Annotated in this window: 22 protein-coding genes, 2 tRNA genes and 1 rRNA gene; 20 read left to right on the forward strand and 5 right to left on the reverse strand. The window is 46.6% G+C overall.

Annotated elements, in window-relative coordinates; genetic code table 11:
* Positions 1-312 precede the first annotated feature (312 nt).
* The 13 genes from rrf to ABEA66_RS18395 all read left to right on the forward strand — a co-directional run bounded on the left by rrf (position 313) and on the right by ABEA66_RS18395 (position 10150).
* Positions 313-429: ribosomal RNA gene (gene rrf, locus ABEA66_RS18335) — 5S ribosomal RNA — on the forward strand.
* 359 nt (positions 430-788) lie between these two features.
* Positions 789-2246 (forward strand): IMP dehydrogenase, encoded by a 1458-nt coding sequence (guaB, locus tag ABEA66_RS18340; RefSeq protein WP_079914183.1) that lies wholly within the window; start codon positions 789-791, stop codon positions 2244-2246.
* Positions 2247-2349: 103 nt separating this feature from the next.
* Positions 2350-3648, forward strand: a complete 1299-nt coding sequence (locus tag ABEA66_RS18345; RefSeq protein WP_318781162.1) for a D-alanyl-D-alanine carboxypeptidase family protein — start codon at positions 2350-2352, stop codon at positions 3646-3648.
* 117 nt (positions 3649-3765) lie between these two features.
* Entirely contained in the window at positions 3766-4647 is an 882-nt protein-coding gene (pdxS, locus tag ABEA66_RS18350) for a pyridoxal 5'-phosphate synthase lyase subunit PdxS (RefSeq protein ID WP_079914184.1), read from the forward strand.
* Positions 4648-4672: 25 nt separating this feature from the next.
* Entirely contained in the window at positions 4673-5245 is a 573-nt protein-coding gene (gene pdxT, locus ABEA66_RS18355; RefSeq protein ID WP_345589629.1) for a pyridoxal 5'-phosphate synthase glutaminase subunit PdxT, read from the forward strand.
* Positions 5246-5256: 11 nt separating this feature from the next.
* Positions 5257-6543 carry a serine--tRNA ligase gene (gene serS / locus ABEA66_RS18360; RefSeq protein ID WP_345589631.1) on the forward strand — a complete coding sequence of 429 codons (1287 nt, stop codon included), beginning with the start codon at positions 5257-5259 and terminating at the stop codon, positions 6541-6543.
* 47 nt (positions 6544-6590) lie between these two features.
* Positions 6591-6680: transfer RNA gene (locus ABEA66_RS18365), tRNA-Ser, on the forward strand.
* A gap of 165 nt (positions 6681-6845) precedes the next feature.
* Positions 6846-7190 (forward strand): hypothetical protein, encoded by a 345-nt coding sequence (locus tag ABEA66_RS18370; protein WP_345589633.1) that lies wholly within the window; start codon positions 6846-6848, stop codon positions 7188-7190.
* A gap of 22 nt (positions 7191-7212) precedes the next feature.
* Complete coding sequence (locus tag ABEA66_RS18375; RefSeq protein WP_079914188.1) at positions 7213-7401, forward strand: hypothetical protein; 189 nt, start codon at positions 7213-7215, stop codon at positions 7399-7401.
* A 29-nt stretch (positions 7402-7430) separates the two neighbouring features.
* Positions 7431-7574 (forward strand): small acid-soluble spore protein P, encoded by a 144-nt coding sequence (locus ABEA66_RS18380; protein ID WP_079914189.1) that lies wholly within the window; start codon positions 7431-7433, stop codon positions 7572-7574.
* A 446-nt stretch (positions 7575-8020) separates the two neighbouring features.
* Entirely contained in the window at positions 8021-8767 is a 747-nt protein-coding gene (gene map / locus ABEA66_RS18385; protein ID WP_345589661.1) for a type I methionyl aminopeptidase, read from the forward strand.
* Between the two features lie 66 nt (positions 8768-8833).
* A tRNA-Arg gene (locus tag ABEA66_RS18390) sits at positions 8834-8910 on the forward strand.
* Positions 8911-9070: 160 nt separating this feature from the next.
* Positions 9071-10150: a tyrosine-type recombinase/integrase gene (locus ABEA66_RS18395; protein ID WP_345589636.1), complete on the forward strand. Its 1080-nt coding sequence runs from the start codon at positions 9071-9073 to the stop codon at positions 10148-10150.
* Positions 10151-10230: 80 nt separating this feature from the next.
* Here the strand turns inward: ABEA66_RS18395 and ABEA66_RS18400 are convergent, their stop codons facing one another.
* The 3 genes from ABEA66_RS18400 to ABEA66_RS18410 form a co-directional block, all read right to left on the reverse strand.
* Entirely contained in the window at positions 10231-10548 is a 318-nt protein-coding gene (locus tag ABEA66_RS18400; RefSeq protein WP_345589637.1) for a hypothetical protein, read from the reverse strand.
* A gap of 81 nt (positions 10549-10629) precedes the next feature.
* Positions 10630-10833: a hypothetical protein gene (locus ABEA66_RS18405; RefSeq protein WP_345589639.1), complete on the reverse strand. Its 204-nt coding sequence runs from the start codon at positions 10831-10833 to the stop codon at positions 10630-10632.
* Positions 10830-11195 carry a YhjD family protein gene (locus ABEA66_RS18410; protein ID WP_345589641.1) on the reverse strand — a complete coding sequence of 122 codons (366 nt, stop codon included), beginning with the start codon at positions 11193-11195 and terminating at the stop codon, positions 10830-10832. Before ABEA66_RS18410 ends, ABEA66_RS18405 begins: the two co-directional genes overlap by 4 nt.
* A gap of 125 nt (positions 11196-11320) precedes the next feature.
* On the opposite strand from ABEA66_RS18410, the gene ABEA66_RS18415 reads away from it, so the two are divergent.
* The gene (locus ABEA66_RS18415) at positions 11321-12166 is read left to right on the forward strand and encodes an ATP-dependent DNA ligase (RefSeq protein WP_345589643.1); all 846 of its coding nucleotides are present in this window, start codon (positions 11321-11323) and stop codon (positions 12164-12166) included.
* Between the two features lie 7 nt (positions 12167-12173).
* Here the strand turns inward: ABEA66_RS18415 and ABEA66_RS18420 are convergent, their stop codons facing one another.
* Positions 12174-12725, reverse strand: coding sequence for a hypothetical protein (locus tag ABEA66_RS18420; protein ID WP_345589645.1), 552 nt, complete (start codon positions 12723-12725; stop codon positions 12174-12176).
* A 52-nt stretch (positions 12726-12777) separates the two neighbouring features.
* Positions 12778-13002 (reverse strand): helix-turn-helix domain-containing protein, encoded by a 225-nt coding sequence (locus ABEA66_RS18425; protein WP_345589647.1) that lies wholly within the window; start codon positions 13000-13002, stop codon positions 12778-12780.
* A 180-nt stretch (positions 13003-13182) separates the two neighbouring features.
* Between ABEA66_RS18425 and ABEA66_RS18430 the strand changes: the two genes are divergently transcribed.
* Genes ABEA66_RS18430 through ABEA66_RS18455 form a run of 6 tightly spaced genes read left to right on the forward strand, consistent with a single transcriptional unit; the run spans position 13183 to position 14576 of the window.
* Positions 13183-13482, forward strand: coding sequence for a hypothetical protein (locus tag ABEA66_RS18430; protein WP_345589650.1), 300 nt, complete (start codon positions 13183-13185; stop codon positions 13480-13482).
* Positions 13482-13607: a hypothetical protein gene (locus tag ABEA66_RS18435; RefSeq protein ID WP_345589652.1), complete on the forward strand. Its 126-nt coding sequence runs from the start codon at positions 13482-13484 to the stop codon at positions 13605-13607. The genes ABEA66_RS18430 and ABEA66_RS18435 overlap by 1 nt, the downstream gene beginning before the upstream one ends.
* Before the next feature lie 13 nt (positions 13608-13620).
* Positions 13621-13812: a hypothetical protein gene (locus ABEA66_RS18440; protein WP_345589654.1), complete on the forward strand. Its 192-nt coding sequence runs from the start codon at positions 13621-13623 to the stop codon at positions 13810-13812.
* Positions 13806-14198, forward strand: coding sequence for a hypothetical protein (locus ABEA66_RS18445; protein WP_345589656.1), 393 nt, complete (start codon positions 13806-13808; stop codon positions 14196-14198). The genes ABEA66_RS18440 and ABEA66_RS18445 overlap by 7 nt, the downstream gene beginning before the upstream one ends.
* Positions 14195-14341 (forward strand): hypothetical protein, encoded by a 147-nt coding sequence (locus ABEA66_RS18450; RefSeq protein ID WP_345589658.1) that lies wholly within the window; start codon positions 14195-14197, stop codon positions 14339-14341. Before ABEA66_RS18445 ends, ABEA66_RS18450 begins: the two co-directional genes overlap by 4 nt.
* On the forward strand, positions 14328-14576 hold the full coding sequence (locus ABEA66_RS18455; protein WP_345589660.1) for a hypothetical protein: 249 nt from the start codon (positions 14328-14330) through the stop codon (positions 14574-14576). The genes ABEA66_RS18450 and ABEA66_RS18455 overlap by 14 nt, the downstream gene beginning before the upstream one ends.
* The last annotated feature ends 88 nt before the right edge of the window (positions 14577-14664 follow it).

Below are 14664 nucleotides of genomic sequence, written 5' to 3' on the forward strand. Positions count from 1 at the left end.
GTAGATAGGTTCGGGGTGGAAGCACGGCAACGTGTGGAGCTGACGAATACTAATCGGTCGAGGGCTTAACCATTACCCAAGAAAGTGAAGAGAAGCTTTGAAGCTGATTCCGAATACTTTCTCGGGGCCCGGGAAAAACCGGGAACTAATTCACAAACTTTACGCATGCATTTCGTATCTAGTTTTCAAGGAATAAGCCTTGAGCTGCAAGTCCTTTCTAAGGACGGATATTTTCTCGCAGCATTTTCAAAGAAGTAATGCTTCGAAAAAAGCGTATGCTTACGAAGCAAGCTTTCTGACGAAAGCTCTTAGTTTGGTGATGATGGCGGAAGGGAACCACGCGTACCCATACCGAACACGAACGTTAAGCCTTCCAGCGTCGATGGTACTTGGACCGAAGGGTCCTGGGAGAGTAGAACGTCGCCAAGCAAATGCAAAAGTCTTTCCGGATAATCTGGAGAGGCTTTTTTGTTATCCGTAACTTTACAGCACCTATAAAGGTTAAAGAATAATGGATGGTGGGTGTAATAGAGATATTGGGTTTTTGAAGGAAGTAGGCACAACTGCAGTATTTTTCGGCTTATTAATTGAATATTCATAATTTTCCCTGTTTATAGGGCATTCTAAAGGCAAGAAAGGGCATTCAATTCTTGTATTTCCAATAGTTTGTACCTAATTATGTACGTCTTCTGAAGCTTGTGAAGATAAGCTTGACACGAAAAATAGGCTTTTGATAATATTGCAATAATATCTACGGGCAAGTAAGAAACTGAAGGAGGACTACGTTCGTGTGGGAAACAAAATTTGCTAAAGAAGGCTTGACGTTTGATGATGTACTATTGGTGCCAAGAAAGTCTGAGGTCTTCGGGAAAGAAATCAACATCTCAACGCAGCTTACAGATAAAATCAAGTTAAACATCCCTTTCTTAAGCTCGGCGATGGATACCGTAACGGAAGCAGCTTTAGCGATAGCTATCGCCCGTGAAGGCGGTATCGGGATCATTCACAAAAACATGTCCATCGCGCAGCAAGCGGAGGAAGTGGATCGCGTTAAGCGTTCGGAAAGCGGAGTTATCACGAACCCATTCTTCTTGACTCCGGAACATCACGTATATGACGCCGAGGAGTTGATGGCGAAATATAGAATCTCCGGTGTACCGATTTGCGATGAGGATAGAAAGCTGGTCGGTATTTTGACGAACCGCGACCTTCGTTTTGTTCATGACTACTCCATTAAGATCAAAGAGGTTATGACACACAGAGATCTGGTAACGGCTCCGGTCGGCACGACGCTGGCTGAGGCTGAAGTGATTTTGCAGCAGCACAAAATCGAGAAGCTGCCGCTAGTCGATGAGCATAACACGCTGAAAGGCCTCATTACGATCAAGGACATCGAAAAGGCTATACAGTTCCCTAACTCGGCCAAAGATGCTCAAGGACGCCTTCTGGTAGGCGCTGCAGTAGGTGTATCCAAGGACGTTATGGAGCGTACTGCTGCTTTGGTTGAAGCCGGTGCAGACATGATCGTTGTAGACTCTGCTCATGGCCACCATATCAACATTCTCAATACAGTGAAATTGATTCGTGCCCAATACCCTGATCTGACCATTTGCGCTGGGAACGTGGCTACTGGAGATGGCACGAGAGACCTTATCGAGGCGGGTGCTTCGGTGGTTAAAGTCGGTATTGGTCCTGGATCCATTTGTACGACACGGATTATTGCAGGTATCGGCGTTCCGCAGATTACTGCTATATACGATTGTGCTTCCGTAGCAAGAGAATACAATGTGCCTATCATTGCGGACGGAGGAATCAAGTATTCCGGGGATGTTACCAAAGCGATTGCGGCAGGCGCGAGCGCGGTTATGATCGGAAGCTTGTTCGCAGGTACGGACGAGAGCCCTGGTGAATCGGAAATTTATCAAGGCAGAAAGTTCAAAGTGTACCGCGGTATGGGCTCGCTTGGTGCTATGAAAGAGGGCAGTAAAGACCGTTATTTCCAAGAGAACGAAAGTAAGCTCGTTCCAGAAGGTATCGAAGGCCGTATCGCATACAAAGGTCCACTGGCTGATACGGTATACCAATTGATTGGCGGTTTGCGGTCCGGTATGGGCTACTGCGGTGCTCGAAACATTCAAGCGCTGATTAATGAAACCTCGTTTATTCGTATTACCGGCGCCGGACTTCGTGAGAGTCACCCTCATGATGTACAAATTACAAAAGAAGCGCCGAACTATTCGCTATAATACAGACCATATTTTGGAGACCGGGGCTCGGGCCCTGGTCTTCTTTTTTTGGCTATGCTGGTATGCTACAATAAAGGCACTAAATATATGGGAGAGTGAAGAAGTGAACAGGTTTTGGAAATGGGGAAAACTCATACTAGCAGCATCGATCGCAGCACAAATCGCAATTTCCCCGCTAGCTGCTAATACGGCCCAAGCTGCGGAGGCAGATGCCCCGAATTTAGGTTTAACCGCGAAATCGGCAATATTGATGGAGGCTTCTACGGGACAAGTCCTGTACGCCCAAAATGAGAACGCTCCTATGCAGCCTGCAAGTATGACCAAAATGATGACGGAATACATAGTTCTTGATAGCATAGCCAATAAAAAGCTGGATTGGAATGAAACTCTGACTATCAGCGAGTATTCTGCTTTTTTATCGAACAATAAAGCTTTATCGGGTATTCCTAAAGCCCAGGGCGATCAATATAGCGTTCAAGATTTGTTTAATGCGGTAACGATTTATTCCGATAACGGCGCGGCCGTGGCATTGGCGGAGAAAATCTCAGGCTCTGAAGAAAAGTTTGCACAGCTGATGAACGAAACGGCAGCCAAATTAGGCTTGTCCAAGGATGCATACTTTATCAATACGTCCGGTTTGGACCGCGTGGATCTGGGCAAATATGCACCGGCCTCGCTTCCGGGAGAAACAATTTTTACAGCTAAGGATGCAGCACTTATTGCTTATCATTTAATTAAGGACTATCCGGATATTTTGAAATTTTCCAGCATCCCTTCCAAAAAGTTCAGACAAACGGATGCCAATCCGATGATCAACTACAACTGGATGCTCGAAGGCAATAAGGACAATGTAAACTTTAAAAAATATGTTTATCAGGGTCTAGACGGATTGAAGACAGGACATACCGACAAAGCCGGCTACTGCTTTACGGGAACGGCACTTCGCAACGATACGAGACTGATTTCCGTCGTTATGAATTCCAGCAGCAGAGACAACAGCTTCTTTGATACCAAGAAGCTTATGGACTTCGGATACACGAATTTTGAAAAGAAAGAAGTCGTCAAAGCGGGAAGCCCTGTAGACTCCTTACCGACAGTGCCTATCAAGAAAGGCACGAATACGGAAGTTGGAGTAGTGACAGGTGAAGGATTGTCCCTGCTGGTGAAGAAGGGCACTCCGGATACCGCGTTTACCAAGACCGCCGAAGGCAAGACGGATCTGATCGCACCTATTACGAAAGGTCAGGAAGTTGGTACTATGACGGTTACTTTTGAAAATAAGCCGTATACTATAAAATTAGTGGCAGCTACTGATGAAGAAAAAGGAGGATGGTTCCGCTTATTTTTCCGGGCTATCAAAAACTTCTTCGTCGATATGGTCAGCGGCTCCAAAAAGGCTTAAAATCCGGGTAAACGGGTTGTATAATTAAGGCTGTTCATGTAAAATAATTGCTTAGTTAGTTTGTCGCATTTTGCGTATCGTGAATTGATTATAAGGGTCTTTAGGAGGAGTCGGGAAATGGAAACAGGTACATCACGGGTTAAAAAAGGAATGGCAGAAATGCAAAAAGGCGGCGTCATTATGGACGTCATGAATGCGGAGCAAGCAAAAATCGCTGAAGCCGCAGGTGCTTCCGCAGTAATGGCATTGGAACGCGTTCCTTCGGATATTCGTGCAGCTGGCGGCGTAGCTCGTATGGCTGACCCTACTGTTATGGAAGAAGTGATGAAAGCCGTATCGATTCCGGTAATGGCAAAGGCTCGTATCGGTCATTTCGTCGAAGCAAAGATTTTGGAAGCTATGGGTGTAGACTATATCGATGAGAGTGAAGTTCTTACTCCAGCCGATGAAGTTTTCCATATTAACAAAAGAGAGTTCACGGTTCCATTCGTATGTGGAGCGAGAGATCTTGGAGAGGCCTTGCGCAGAATCGGAGAAGGGGCTTCCATGATTCGTACGAAGGGTGAGCCTGGGACCGGCAACATTGTTGAAGCGGTTCGTCATATGCGTATGATGGTCGGTCAAATTAAAAAGGTACAAGCTATGTCCAAAGATGAGCTGATGGCTGAAGCCAAAAACCTTGGCGCTCCCTATGAGCTTCTGCTGCAAGTTCACGAAACAGGCAAGCTTCCTGTCGTTAACTTTGCTGCCGGCGGTGTAGCGACTCCTGCTGATGCTGCCCTTATGATGCATTTGGGTTCTGACGGCGTGTTCGTTGGATCGGGGATCTTCAAATCCGACAGCCCGGAGAAATTCGCGAAGGCTATTGTTGAAGCGACAACTCATTATACGGATTATGCATTGATTGCTGAAATCTCCAAAAACTTGGGAACTCCGATGAAAGGTATCGAAATCTCCAAGCTGGATGCTACGCAACGCATGCAAGAGCGCGGCTGGTAATTGCGCGGTAAAGGAAGGATAAGCCATGAAAATAGGAGTATTGGCACTCCAAGGCGCAGTAGCCGAGCATATTAAGCTGATCGAGAAGGCGGGCGCTGAAGGCGTTATTATCAAGAAGACGGAGCAATTAAGCGAGATCGATGGCATCATTATTCCTGGCGGGGAAAGTACGACGATCGGGAAGCTGATGCGGACCTATCACTTTATAGAGGCTCTGCAGTCTTTCTCCGGGCAAGGAAAGCCGATATTCGGCACCTGTGCAGGACTTATTGTGATAGCTAAAGAGATTGTCGGTCAGCCGGAAGCGCATCTTGGACTGATGGATATCAAGGTCGCCCGTAATGCTTTTGGACGGCAAAGGGAAAGCTTCGAGGCGGACCTGCCTATCAAAGGGATTGCAGAGGATGTCCGTGCGGTCTTTATCCGCGCTCCGCTTATTGAAAGCGTAGGAGAAGGCGTTGACGTATTGGCAACGTACCGGGATCAAATTGTTGCAGCTCGTCAGGGACGTTTGTTAGCAGCCTCGTTCCACCCGGAATTAACCGATGATGAGCGGATGCACGCCTATTTTCTAGATATGGTACGTGAAGCGAGGTAGGAGGGGTCACCTTGTTAGATGTAAAATTATTGCGTAATGATTTGCAGCGCGTAGAGCAGGCGATGAATCATCGCGGCAAAACGCTTGAAGATATAAGCCGGTTTACGGACCTGGATACCAAACGCAGAGAGCTTCTTCAGGAAGTGGAGCAGTTGAAAAACCGCCGTAACGTTGTATCCCAGGAAGTAGCCGCGTTGAAAAAAGCTAAACAGAACGCCGACGCCTTGATTGAAGAAATGAAGGGCGTTGGGGACCGCATTAAAGTACTGGATGATGAAATCAGAGTGCTTGAGACGGATATCAACGGGATTGTGCTGGCTATTCCTAATGTACCTAATGAAAGTGTGCCGGTAGGCAAGTCGGAGGACGATAATGTCGAAATTCGACGCGTAGGCGAGCCGGCTGAATTTTCTTTCGAGCCGAGGGCTCACTGGGAAATCGGACAAGAGCTCGGCATTCTTGATTTTGAAGCTGCGGCTAAAGTGACAGGCTCCCGTTTTGTGTTCTATAAGGGATTGGGAGCACGCCTTGAGCGCGCACTGCTTAACTTTATGATGGATCTGCACAGCGATCAGCACGGCTATGAGGAAATGATTCCTCCGCAGATTGTCAATCGCGACAGCCTCACGGGTACGGGACAGCTTCCAAAATTCGAAGAGGACGTATTCAAGCTGCAGGGGGAAGGAATCGATTATTTCTTGATTCCAACCGCTGAGGTTCCGGTTACGAACTATTATCGCGACGATATCCTGGCACTTGAGGATCTGCCCAAATATTTCTCCGCCTTTAGCGCTTGCTTCCGTTCGGAGGCCGGTTCTGCAGGAAGAGATACCCGCGGCTTAATTCGCCAGCATCAATTTAACAAAATTGAGCTTGTGAAGCTGACGACACCGGAGAGCTCATATGATGAGCTGGAAAAGCTGACTGCTGATGCGGAAAAGGTTCTGCAGCTATTGAAGCTTCCGTACCGTGTTCTTGCTCTTTGCACCGGTGATCTAGGCTTCTCATCAGCCAAGACCTATGATCTGGAAGTGTGGCTGCCTAACAGCAACACTTATCGTGAAATTTCGTCTTGCAGTAACTTTGAGGATTTCCAGGCGCGTCGTGCGAACATTCGCTTCCGCCGCGATGCGAAGTCAAAACCGGAGTTCGTTCATACTTTGAACGGTTCAGGTCTCGCACTGGGACGTACGGTTGCCGCCATTCTGGAGAACTACCAGCAGGAAGACGGAAGCGTCGTGATTCCTGAGGTGCTTCGTCCTTACATGAACAACCTGACCAAGATATCTAAAAATTAGAACTTGATAAACAAGAGGCAAATGTGATACAATCCATTTTGTCACCCGGAGAGGTGGTCGAGTGGTTTAAGGCAGCGGTCTTGAAAACCGCCGTGTCTTTGCGGGCACCGTGGGTTCGAATCCCACCCTCTCCGCCATGATTTCAAAATGGCATTACATAAGCAAATCCAGGCTGTATTATCCTTCCAAGGATGATGCAGCCTTTTTGTATGTTCGCTTTGCCAATTCCTTATTTTACTGTACTTTATGCGAATAAACCGGATAGCAGAGTCGCACCTTAAGCTTGTGGAGGTGTTGAAAAGATGGCTAAGACAGACACATTGACAATGGACCAGCAGCAGCTGGTGGAAGCATGGTCGAGAACATTGCCTACCGTATTAAGCGCATCGGACCGGGCGGAAGTCCTGGCGGACGAAGCAGAGTTTAACGCCCTGCGAGTGCATATTGCGACTGCAGGACATACTGACTACAGCTTCGACTTTAAGTGTACGTATGTGGACTCCAGAGAAGTTAAGGTGGAGCTTGTGGATGTAGAATGCGAAGGGCGTAATGTGGATGAACGTACCGTAATTATTCAAACTTTGGTGGATGATTACGTTCGTCATATTCACGAATGCGCACAACAGCTGCACGCAGTGACTAAATAGTCTAACGGTCGGAGGGAAAGCTGTGACAAAAAATAAAAGTCATGTAGATAAAAATATTCAAAACGTCGTCAAGGACCTCGAGCATACTGCTGTGAATAGCCATCATGCTCAGCAGATTCAACAGCAAACGAATGACCGGCGTCATCAGGACGCATTGAATCATGACAAGCCATCCCAATACGAATCAATAAGCTTGTCGGATAAAGATTGATTTTACCAATATAAAAAGGAGGGGTATTTATGCCGAAAGATATTCCGCAGCCTGTAAATCCCCCAAGCGGGCAAAAAAGCCGGGAAAAGGATCATCAGCCCACCGAACCCTTGTCCGGCTCCAAAAAGGTAAAGCAAGCGAATCATTCCAGACATAATAACGGTGAAGGGTAAGAGAAGCGCCCCTCATCTTATCAAGAACTAACGACAGTTCCTTCTGTAAAAAAAGAGGGAACTGTTGTCTTTATATTACGCGTTCTTGGCAGATAAATAATGAAAGCACTCAACCAGCATCATTTGGGCGATTTCTTCGTTGTCAGCGTAGCCGTATATAGTACCCCCAGCTGCTAATTCCTCACATACATCATCGAGAAAAGAACAGATTGTAATCGTTAGTTCATCATAAACAATGTAATATCGATTGTTCTGCAGCACGCTGTCCAACACCTCACTCTTAGATTGCCCTCATTTTAACATGTAGAAATCTAAAAGAGAATGGATTTTATCACTTACCGGGATGTTGATTATCGAATGGGATTTAAGGATTTGAAACGCGGGCGGTCCTTTTGCCACCTAGCTACGTATTATGGATATAAAAAGGACTTCGAGGCGATGAGATGATGATCATATTAAAAACTCCGCAGCAAATTGCTAAAATGCGAAAGGCAGGTCAAGTACTGGCCCGCTGCCATGAGGAGATAGCTAAGATAATTAGGCCGGGAATGACTACGCTGTTTATTAATGATTTTGCCGAGCGTTTCTTAATCGAGCATGGCGCCAAACAAGTAACGAAAGGGTATAAAGGATATCCCTATGCGACCTGCGCCTCCGTTAATGATGTCATAGCTCACGGATTTCCTGATGATACCCCTTTACAAAATGGAGATATCGTCAAAATGGACATTGTTTGCAGCTATGATGGTTGGATGGCAGACTCCTGCCGAACTTATGCTGTAGGGGCAATCTCACCGGCCGCTGAGCGCTTAATGAACGTTACAAAGGAATGCCTTGACCTCGCTATTCCGAAGGCCGTAGCAGGCAATAGCATCGGCGATGTGATGCATGTCATTCAAAGCCACGCCGAAGCGGCGGGGTACTCCGTCGTTCGTGATTTGCTGGGCCACGGCATTGGACAGTCGCTGCATGAGAAGCCTTCCTACGAGCATATTGGACGTCCAGGCAAAGGGTTCAAGCTGAAGGAAGGGATGGTCATTACAATTGAGCCTATGATCAATGCAGGCGGTTATGAGATGTATATTGATTCTGATGGTTGGACAGCCCGGACGTGGGACGGTTCTTTATCTGCCCAGTTTGAGCATACGGTAGCTATTACCAAGGATGGACCTTATATTTTAACTCGGCTTTGATTAATCGCAGTGGAAGGATCAGGACTTTTTCTTGGACGCTATTTGTGGTAAAATAATTAATAGCGCGCGCCCGTAGCTCAGCAGGATAGAGCGACAGTTTCCTAAACTGCAGGTCGTACGTTCGAATCGTATCGGGCGCGCCAGATAACTATGATGCCCGTTGTATCAACGTTTGTCAACGCTGAATGTTCCGGTAGGGCATAGCGTAAGGCACACAGTCTGAGCTTCGGTTAGGCGATAACTTTCGGTCATAAATAACGCGGAATTTAACGGATCTCCTACGAATATGTAGGAGGTTTTTTTATGTCTATAGACCCGCGCAAGGGACGAGCTGTCGTCAAAGGTAAGCGCGATACGGCGCAGCCAAAGGTTAACGCCCAATATTCGTTGGAGGATGCGTTCAGCGTCTTCTACGGGGCTAAGAAGGCGGAGGGAATGCGTCAGAGAACGTTAGAGGGGTATGCGAACCACTGGCGATATTTTCGCGACTGGTTAGCCTCAGCATATCCGGATGTAACACGTATTGACGAAATTAACGCAGTCACTATCCGCGATTACGTAAGTCATATGACGAGCAAGAAAAAATATGAAGGTGTCGCAGGTAGGGAAACGGATGGGGCCGGCCTATCACCGTACACAGTTGCGCTACGTCTGCGGGATATAAGAACGATGTTTAACTTTTTGGCGGAGGAACGTATTGTCGCGTTAAACCCAGTCTCCCACATAAAGCAGCCACGTTTTGACGACGAAGATAAACCGACGTTTACCGAAGAGCAGTTTGCACGGCTGATCGCGGCGCCTGATACGGATACGTTCGCTGGCTTACGCGATCGGACACTGATGTTGACCCTTGCAGACGGTGGTTTCCGCATAGAAGAGGCGCTACGATTAACGACGGAACATTTCGATGCAAAGTCGCGCTGCGTACACCTTCCGGGATGGATGAATAAGAACCGTAAGCCGCGAGTTGTTCCGCTAACTGCCGAGGTTACCCGTGAGATCTTAACACTCATCAATGAGAATAAATATTATTTTGGTGACGTTGAACACATATTTCTGTCGAATTATGGCGAGCCATTAAAATCGGACCATTTTAGAAAACGCCTTAAACTCCACGCCCAAAAAGCGGGTATCGATGATGGAAGCGTGCAGATATCGCCGCATCAGTTCCGAGCTTTCTTTCTGACGCAATTTCTACTTAACGGAGGGGATCTATTCTCCGCACAACGAATCGTCGCTCACGCGTCAATACAGACGACGAGACGCTACGTTAAATTAACTGATGAAAACATACGCCAGCAGCACGCGGAGTTCAGTCCGTTGGCTAAGTTGGGGAAAATGAGAGTAGTTAAGCGAAGACAACATCAAGGAACGTTAAATTAATAATCATTGATATTATAAAAGACGGTTACTATTCGGTCATTCCGAAAAGTTCCCGTCTCTTCATTAAGTCCAATACATCATTATTGCAGCGTACTTAGTATGTAGCGGTAATTTTGTAGATTCTCATTCTCTTGTTTAATTTTATTTTCAGAAATAATAATGAGTTCACGAAGATATTGTTTTTCTTTGCTCTCTAAAGCTAGTGCATACTTTTTCTTACCAGAATTTAACAATAACTCATAGTTATTTTTTCTTGAAATCATACGGTGTCCCTGTGCATTTAGATCGAATTTAACTCCAGATTTCTCCAAAGCCAAAACTCGTTGCCTAACAGTGGCATACGGTATATTTGTTTCAATTGAGAATTCTTTTTGTGTGATAAGATCCGTTGTTTTCATAGTAGTACTTTCTCCCTCGACGCTAATCTAGTTGATATCAAGAGTATAAAATACACAGGAGTTTAACGTCAAATTATAATTTCAAGTACTCAACGAAAATGGACGGGTGTAGAATACACAGCTGCAGCGCATATACCAATCATCGCCGATTTTTACGGAATTGTCCGTGATCTTCGTAATGACACCGCTACCAATCTGTTCATGACCGATATATACGACGACTGGCGTACGGTTAAGAGCCGCAGTATGTAAATGTATAGCCGACGTTAATTCGCGCTTCTTCAACCCCGTATGACCTCCATAATGTAACGATTCAACCGGCGTCCGATCTCCGCCTTTACTGCGTCTCTTTGTATTGTAAAGTTGCCGCGCTGGCCGCGCAACACATACGGATAATGAACGCTATCGCCATCCCGATTTTCTTGCGTATCCATGACGCTAATATTGTGAGTTCTTAACTCCTGGCGAACGGCAGCTAGATCGGCTCGCATACGGGTCATAACTATAGAGGCTACAGCGGCGTAGAGAGAACGGAGTGTAGCGGTAGATTGCATCGTTTCGGTTCTATTCTTATTAACGATGGAGATTACGATCGGAAGCAATATATATTCGCGGATTAAATCGAGTTCTTCTTTCGTAGGATTCATTTTTACGTCACCTCAACGTAATTATATAAGAACTGGTGTTCGTTTATCAATACGAATTTTCCCACGAATTACCGACGGTGCTGGCCGCTTACTTCCGCTATAATTAGTAGTTGAGGTGATTGTACGTGTTTATTGCGCCAATGTTGCTTGAGACCGCACCGGCTCCGTTTTCCCACGAAGATTACGTTTTCGAACCGAAAATTGACGGCCACCGCCTTATTTTATCGAGAACTGGCGGCCAGACCCGCCTATACACGCGCCATAATAACGACTGTACGCGCCAGTACCCGGAGCTTCAGACGATCGCGCTTGATGACGTTATCCTGGACGGCGAGGTAGCGGCTACGGACGAACAGGGCCGCGTCGATTTTGAGGCGATTATGGAACGCTTTTCTTTACGTAAGGCCGAAAAGGTTCGGAGAGCCGCCGAAACAAGGCCGGTTAATTACGTTGTGTTTGATATTCTGCGCTACAAAGGCGAGGATTTGCGGGGCTATCCGTTACATAAGCGCAAAGAGTTGTTAGCAACTGTAAACTTCGGCAATCCGAATATCGCGTTAATACCGTCGATTGAAGCGGAAGGCGAGCGCTTGTATTCGCAGATAGAGGCGTTGGGCATGGAGGGTATCGTAGCTAAGCGCGCCAATTCGATATACGTAAGCATCCGGTCGAGTGCGTGGCAAAAGATCATTAACTGGACGTACGCTGACGTTTTTATTAGCGGCTATCGTAAGGGAGATTTCGGTTGGCTAGCGGCGGATGAACGGGGGAGGGCGCTAGGCATTATCGAGCTCGGCGTTACACCGCGCCACAAGATGGCGTTTTACGGCGTCAAGGACCGGTTGAAGATCGGAGAGGACCGCGACTACGTTTACCTGGAGCCGCGGCTGAGAGCGAAGGTTAAAATACGGAATTGGACAAAGGCGGGATTATTGCGGAGTCCGGTGTTTGTTGAGTTTATTCTATTGTAATTTTCCATTATTTCAATGAGTCGCCTTCTTCAAGGTATGCTCGATTACTAACAATAAATTTTGCGAATTCATTAGCCAGTTTGTTGGCATTAATTTCAGCATCTTTAACTCCTCTGCCTAAGGAAATTTCCCCAATGTTTCCATACTCATCAGTCCAATAATCTTTTATGTAGCTATCAAACTTTTTCCAGAGTCCTAATATCAAATCTTTTTCTTCTTTGTTAAAATACTCAGCTATTTTCTCGGTAGAAATTCCAGGGGTTTTTGGCAATGCATTGTATTGATCTAGCAATAATTTCTTATCGTCATTTGGTCTCATTAAAAATTTCCATACGTAGTCGGCATTTGAAATTATTAGCTTATAGTAGATTTCTTTAGTATTTGAACGCATTTCTCGAAGCCGCATATCGATTTGTTCCGCTAATAAATGGCTTGACCTTGCTACATTAGCTGTTTCCTTAGTGGCTTTCCATACAAGAAAACTAAAAAAACCTGTAACGAGGACCCCGCTAGCTGTGATGACAACATTAGTAAGTGCTATAGCGTCTGTAGTATTCATTTTGCAACTCCTTTACTAACGTAAAATAACCCCGTTATTAGCACGTTTGCTATTACGGGGTCTTATTTGCAGTATTGTCTGGTATATATTCGATTAAATCGCCTGGCATCACGCCCAGCCCGCGACACAATGCATCAAGCGTCGGAAAGTCAATCCGCGTACTTGCATTTGCAGCAAGTGCCTTCACAGTATTACGACTTATTCCGGACATTTCAATAATGTCCTTCTGCGTCAAATTCCTCGATTTCATAACCTTATCTAAGGAAAGGCGAATCATAAAAATTCCTCCAAAAACAATATGGTCTACTAGTTGACAAGTAGACATTAAAAGAGTATTGTATAGAAAGGGTGGTCAACTAGTTGACAAGTGTACTAGGTTACATGTTGTCTAATGTTTAATACGTCCATCTTATCAAAAAGTTCCATGCCTATCAATTTATTTTTGGGAGGTTTTTATATGAATCGCAAGTACATCGTTATCCACTGTATGTCCGACCTCACTGAGCCGTCTTTATTGCCATCTGCGCAAACCACGTACCACATCACCTATACGCGCACCGCGCTAGGTTGGTACAATATCCGCCTCATCTCGGATTCGAGCGCTGAGTTGCCGATCATCAACGTTGCGCCGCACGTTTTTCATACGCTATTCATGGACGTATCGCTCGCGGCCACCGTTGGCGCCAAAGACGTCAATCGCACGATGGTTGAGCGGCTTGGCTTTAACATAAATGAACGCATGGAGGTGCCAGCGTAATGACGTACGGGACTTCGATTTGGACTCCACATGAAAACCGCAAGCGCCGCGGCCTGTCCGCCCGGTCGATCGCAAAGCTTATCGCATTCTTTCTCGCTATCCTGATCCGACAAGTTATCGCGTAAGGAGGCCGCGCCCATGAAAACGTCAATATCCCGGATTTCCTATTACATCCGCAAAGTCAACGGTTACAACGCGGCAAGGTTTGATTTCATGCGCCGCCGCACCGCCAAGCAACCGCCGGCCAACCGCGCGGAACGGTTATTCCGATATAAAGCCGCTATGTACCGGCGCATCCATGAAGCGGAAGGGAGCGCTGCTACGTGCTAAAGCCGATCCGCATACGCACCAATTATATGCAGTCACAAACGCCATTCTATGCCGGTTACTTATTGCCGGACAATCGCAACGCTATCTATATCTCGCAAGGGATCGTCAATATGGTGCCGGTCGTTCCGTTTGCATATGACGGCTTGTACGCCCAGGACGATGAAATTACGCTCATTGCCTACGTTCCCTATGTTCGGGACGATCCGGACGACACGCTCATTGCGGCCTTGTACTCGCGGCTGCGGAATATGTCAGCGTTCGAGTTGTTGACGAAGTGCTACAACAAGGAAGCCGACGCATATCTCGTTATTGACGACCGGGACGACCATGAAGACTACGAAGACCCGCCATATGACGAGTACGGCCGGACGGGTGGCCGCCTATGAGTACGTTGTCCGCGACGCTCTATTACGAGCAAATACATAGCCTGTACGCCGATATCAAAAGTGCGTATGAGCGGTTAAACAGGCTCCAATCCCGGCTCGACCGCCAGATTTCCAAATATATATCACGAGTTGGAACGGTGTGAGATCGACGAAGCGGCCGGCTACAGCGTTGCTGTCATGCTACAGGAGGCGCTGCGTAAGCGGAGGGCTGTTAAGGACGAACTTTTGAAGCTGCGCCCGATCTACGATTTATTGGAGCATAATATTGGCGAATTGGACAAGCAATACGCAAAGGCCAATAAAAACTCCGCAAATGTACGCCGGTCATTAAACGCCACGCTAACTATCAGCGATATTGAGAAGGAGGTCGCGTTTTGAAAACGTTCAATATCCGAATTTTCAACGCTGCTACAGGCGCGTTCGACCTCGGTAGCGTCCTTGTCGATATCCGTGCGGTTAATTGGAT

It is taken from the genome of Paenibacillus vulneris (genome assembly GCF_039543185.1).
Classification (GTDB): domain Bacteria; phylum Bacillota; class Bacilli; order Paenibacillales; family NBRC-103111; genus Paenibacillus_S; species Paenibacillus_S vulneris.

Excerpts from the sequence above, each read along its gene's own strand:
- pdxT (WP_345589629.1), top strand. The coding sequence starts at position 4,673 with ATGAAAATAGGAGTATTGGCACTCCAAGGCGCAGTAGCCGAGCATATT.
- ABEA66_RS18420 (WP_345589645.1), bottom strand. The coding sequence starts at position 12,725 with ATGAATACTACAGACGCTATAGCACTTACTAATGTTGTCATCACAGCT.
- ABEA66_RS18400 (WP_345589637.1), bottom strand. The coding sequence starts at position 10,548 with ATGAAAACAACGGATCTTATCACACAAAAAGAATTCTCAATTGAAACA.
- ABEA66_RS18430 (WP_345589650.1), top strand. The coding sequence starts at position 13,183 with ATGAATCGCAAGTACATCGTTATCCACTGTATGTCCGACCTCACTGAG.
- ABEA66_RS18435 (WP_345589652.1), top strand. The coding sequence starts at position 13,482 with ATGACGTACGGGACTTCGATTTGGACTCCACATGAAAACCGCAAGCGC.
- ABEA66_RS18450 (WP_345589658.1), top strand. The coding sequence starts at position 14,195 with ATGAGTACGTTGTCCGCGACGCTCTATTACGAGCAAATACATAGCCTG.
- ABEA66_RS18370 (WP_345589633.1), top strand. The coding sequence starts at position 6,846 with ATGGCTAAGACAGACACATTGACAATGGACCAGCAGCAGCTGGTGGAA.
- map (WP_345589661.1), top strand. The coding sequence starts at position 8,021 with ATGATCATATTAAAAACTCCGCAGCAAATTGCTAAAATGCGAAAGGCA.
- ABEA66_RS18380 (WP_079914189.1), top strand. The coding sequence starts at position 7,431 with ATGCCGAAAGATATTCCGCAGCCTGTAAATCCCCCAAGCGGGCAAAAA.
- ABEA66_RS18410 (WP_345589641.1), bottom strand. The coding sequence starts at position 11,195 with ATGAATCCTACGAAAGAAGAACTCGATTTAATCCGCGAATATATATTG.
- pdxS (WP_079914184.1), top strand. The coding sequence starts at position 3,766 with ATGGAAACAGGTACATCACGGGTTAAAAAAGGAATGGCAGAAATGCAA.
- ABEA66_RS18440 (WP_345589654.1), top strand. The coding sequence starts at position 13,621 with ATGAAAACGTCAATATCCCGGATTTCCTATTACATCCGCAAAGTCAAC.
- ABEA66_RS18395 (WP_345589636.1), top strand. The coding sequence starts at position 9,071 with ATGTCTATAGACCCGCGCAAGGGACGAGCTGTCGTCAAAGGTAAGCGC.
- ABEA66_RS18425 (WP_345589647.1), bottom strand. The coding sequence starts at position 13,002 with ATGATTCGCCTTTCCTTAGATAAGGTTATGAAATCGAGGAATTTGACG.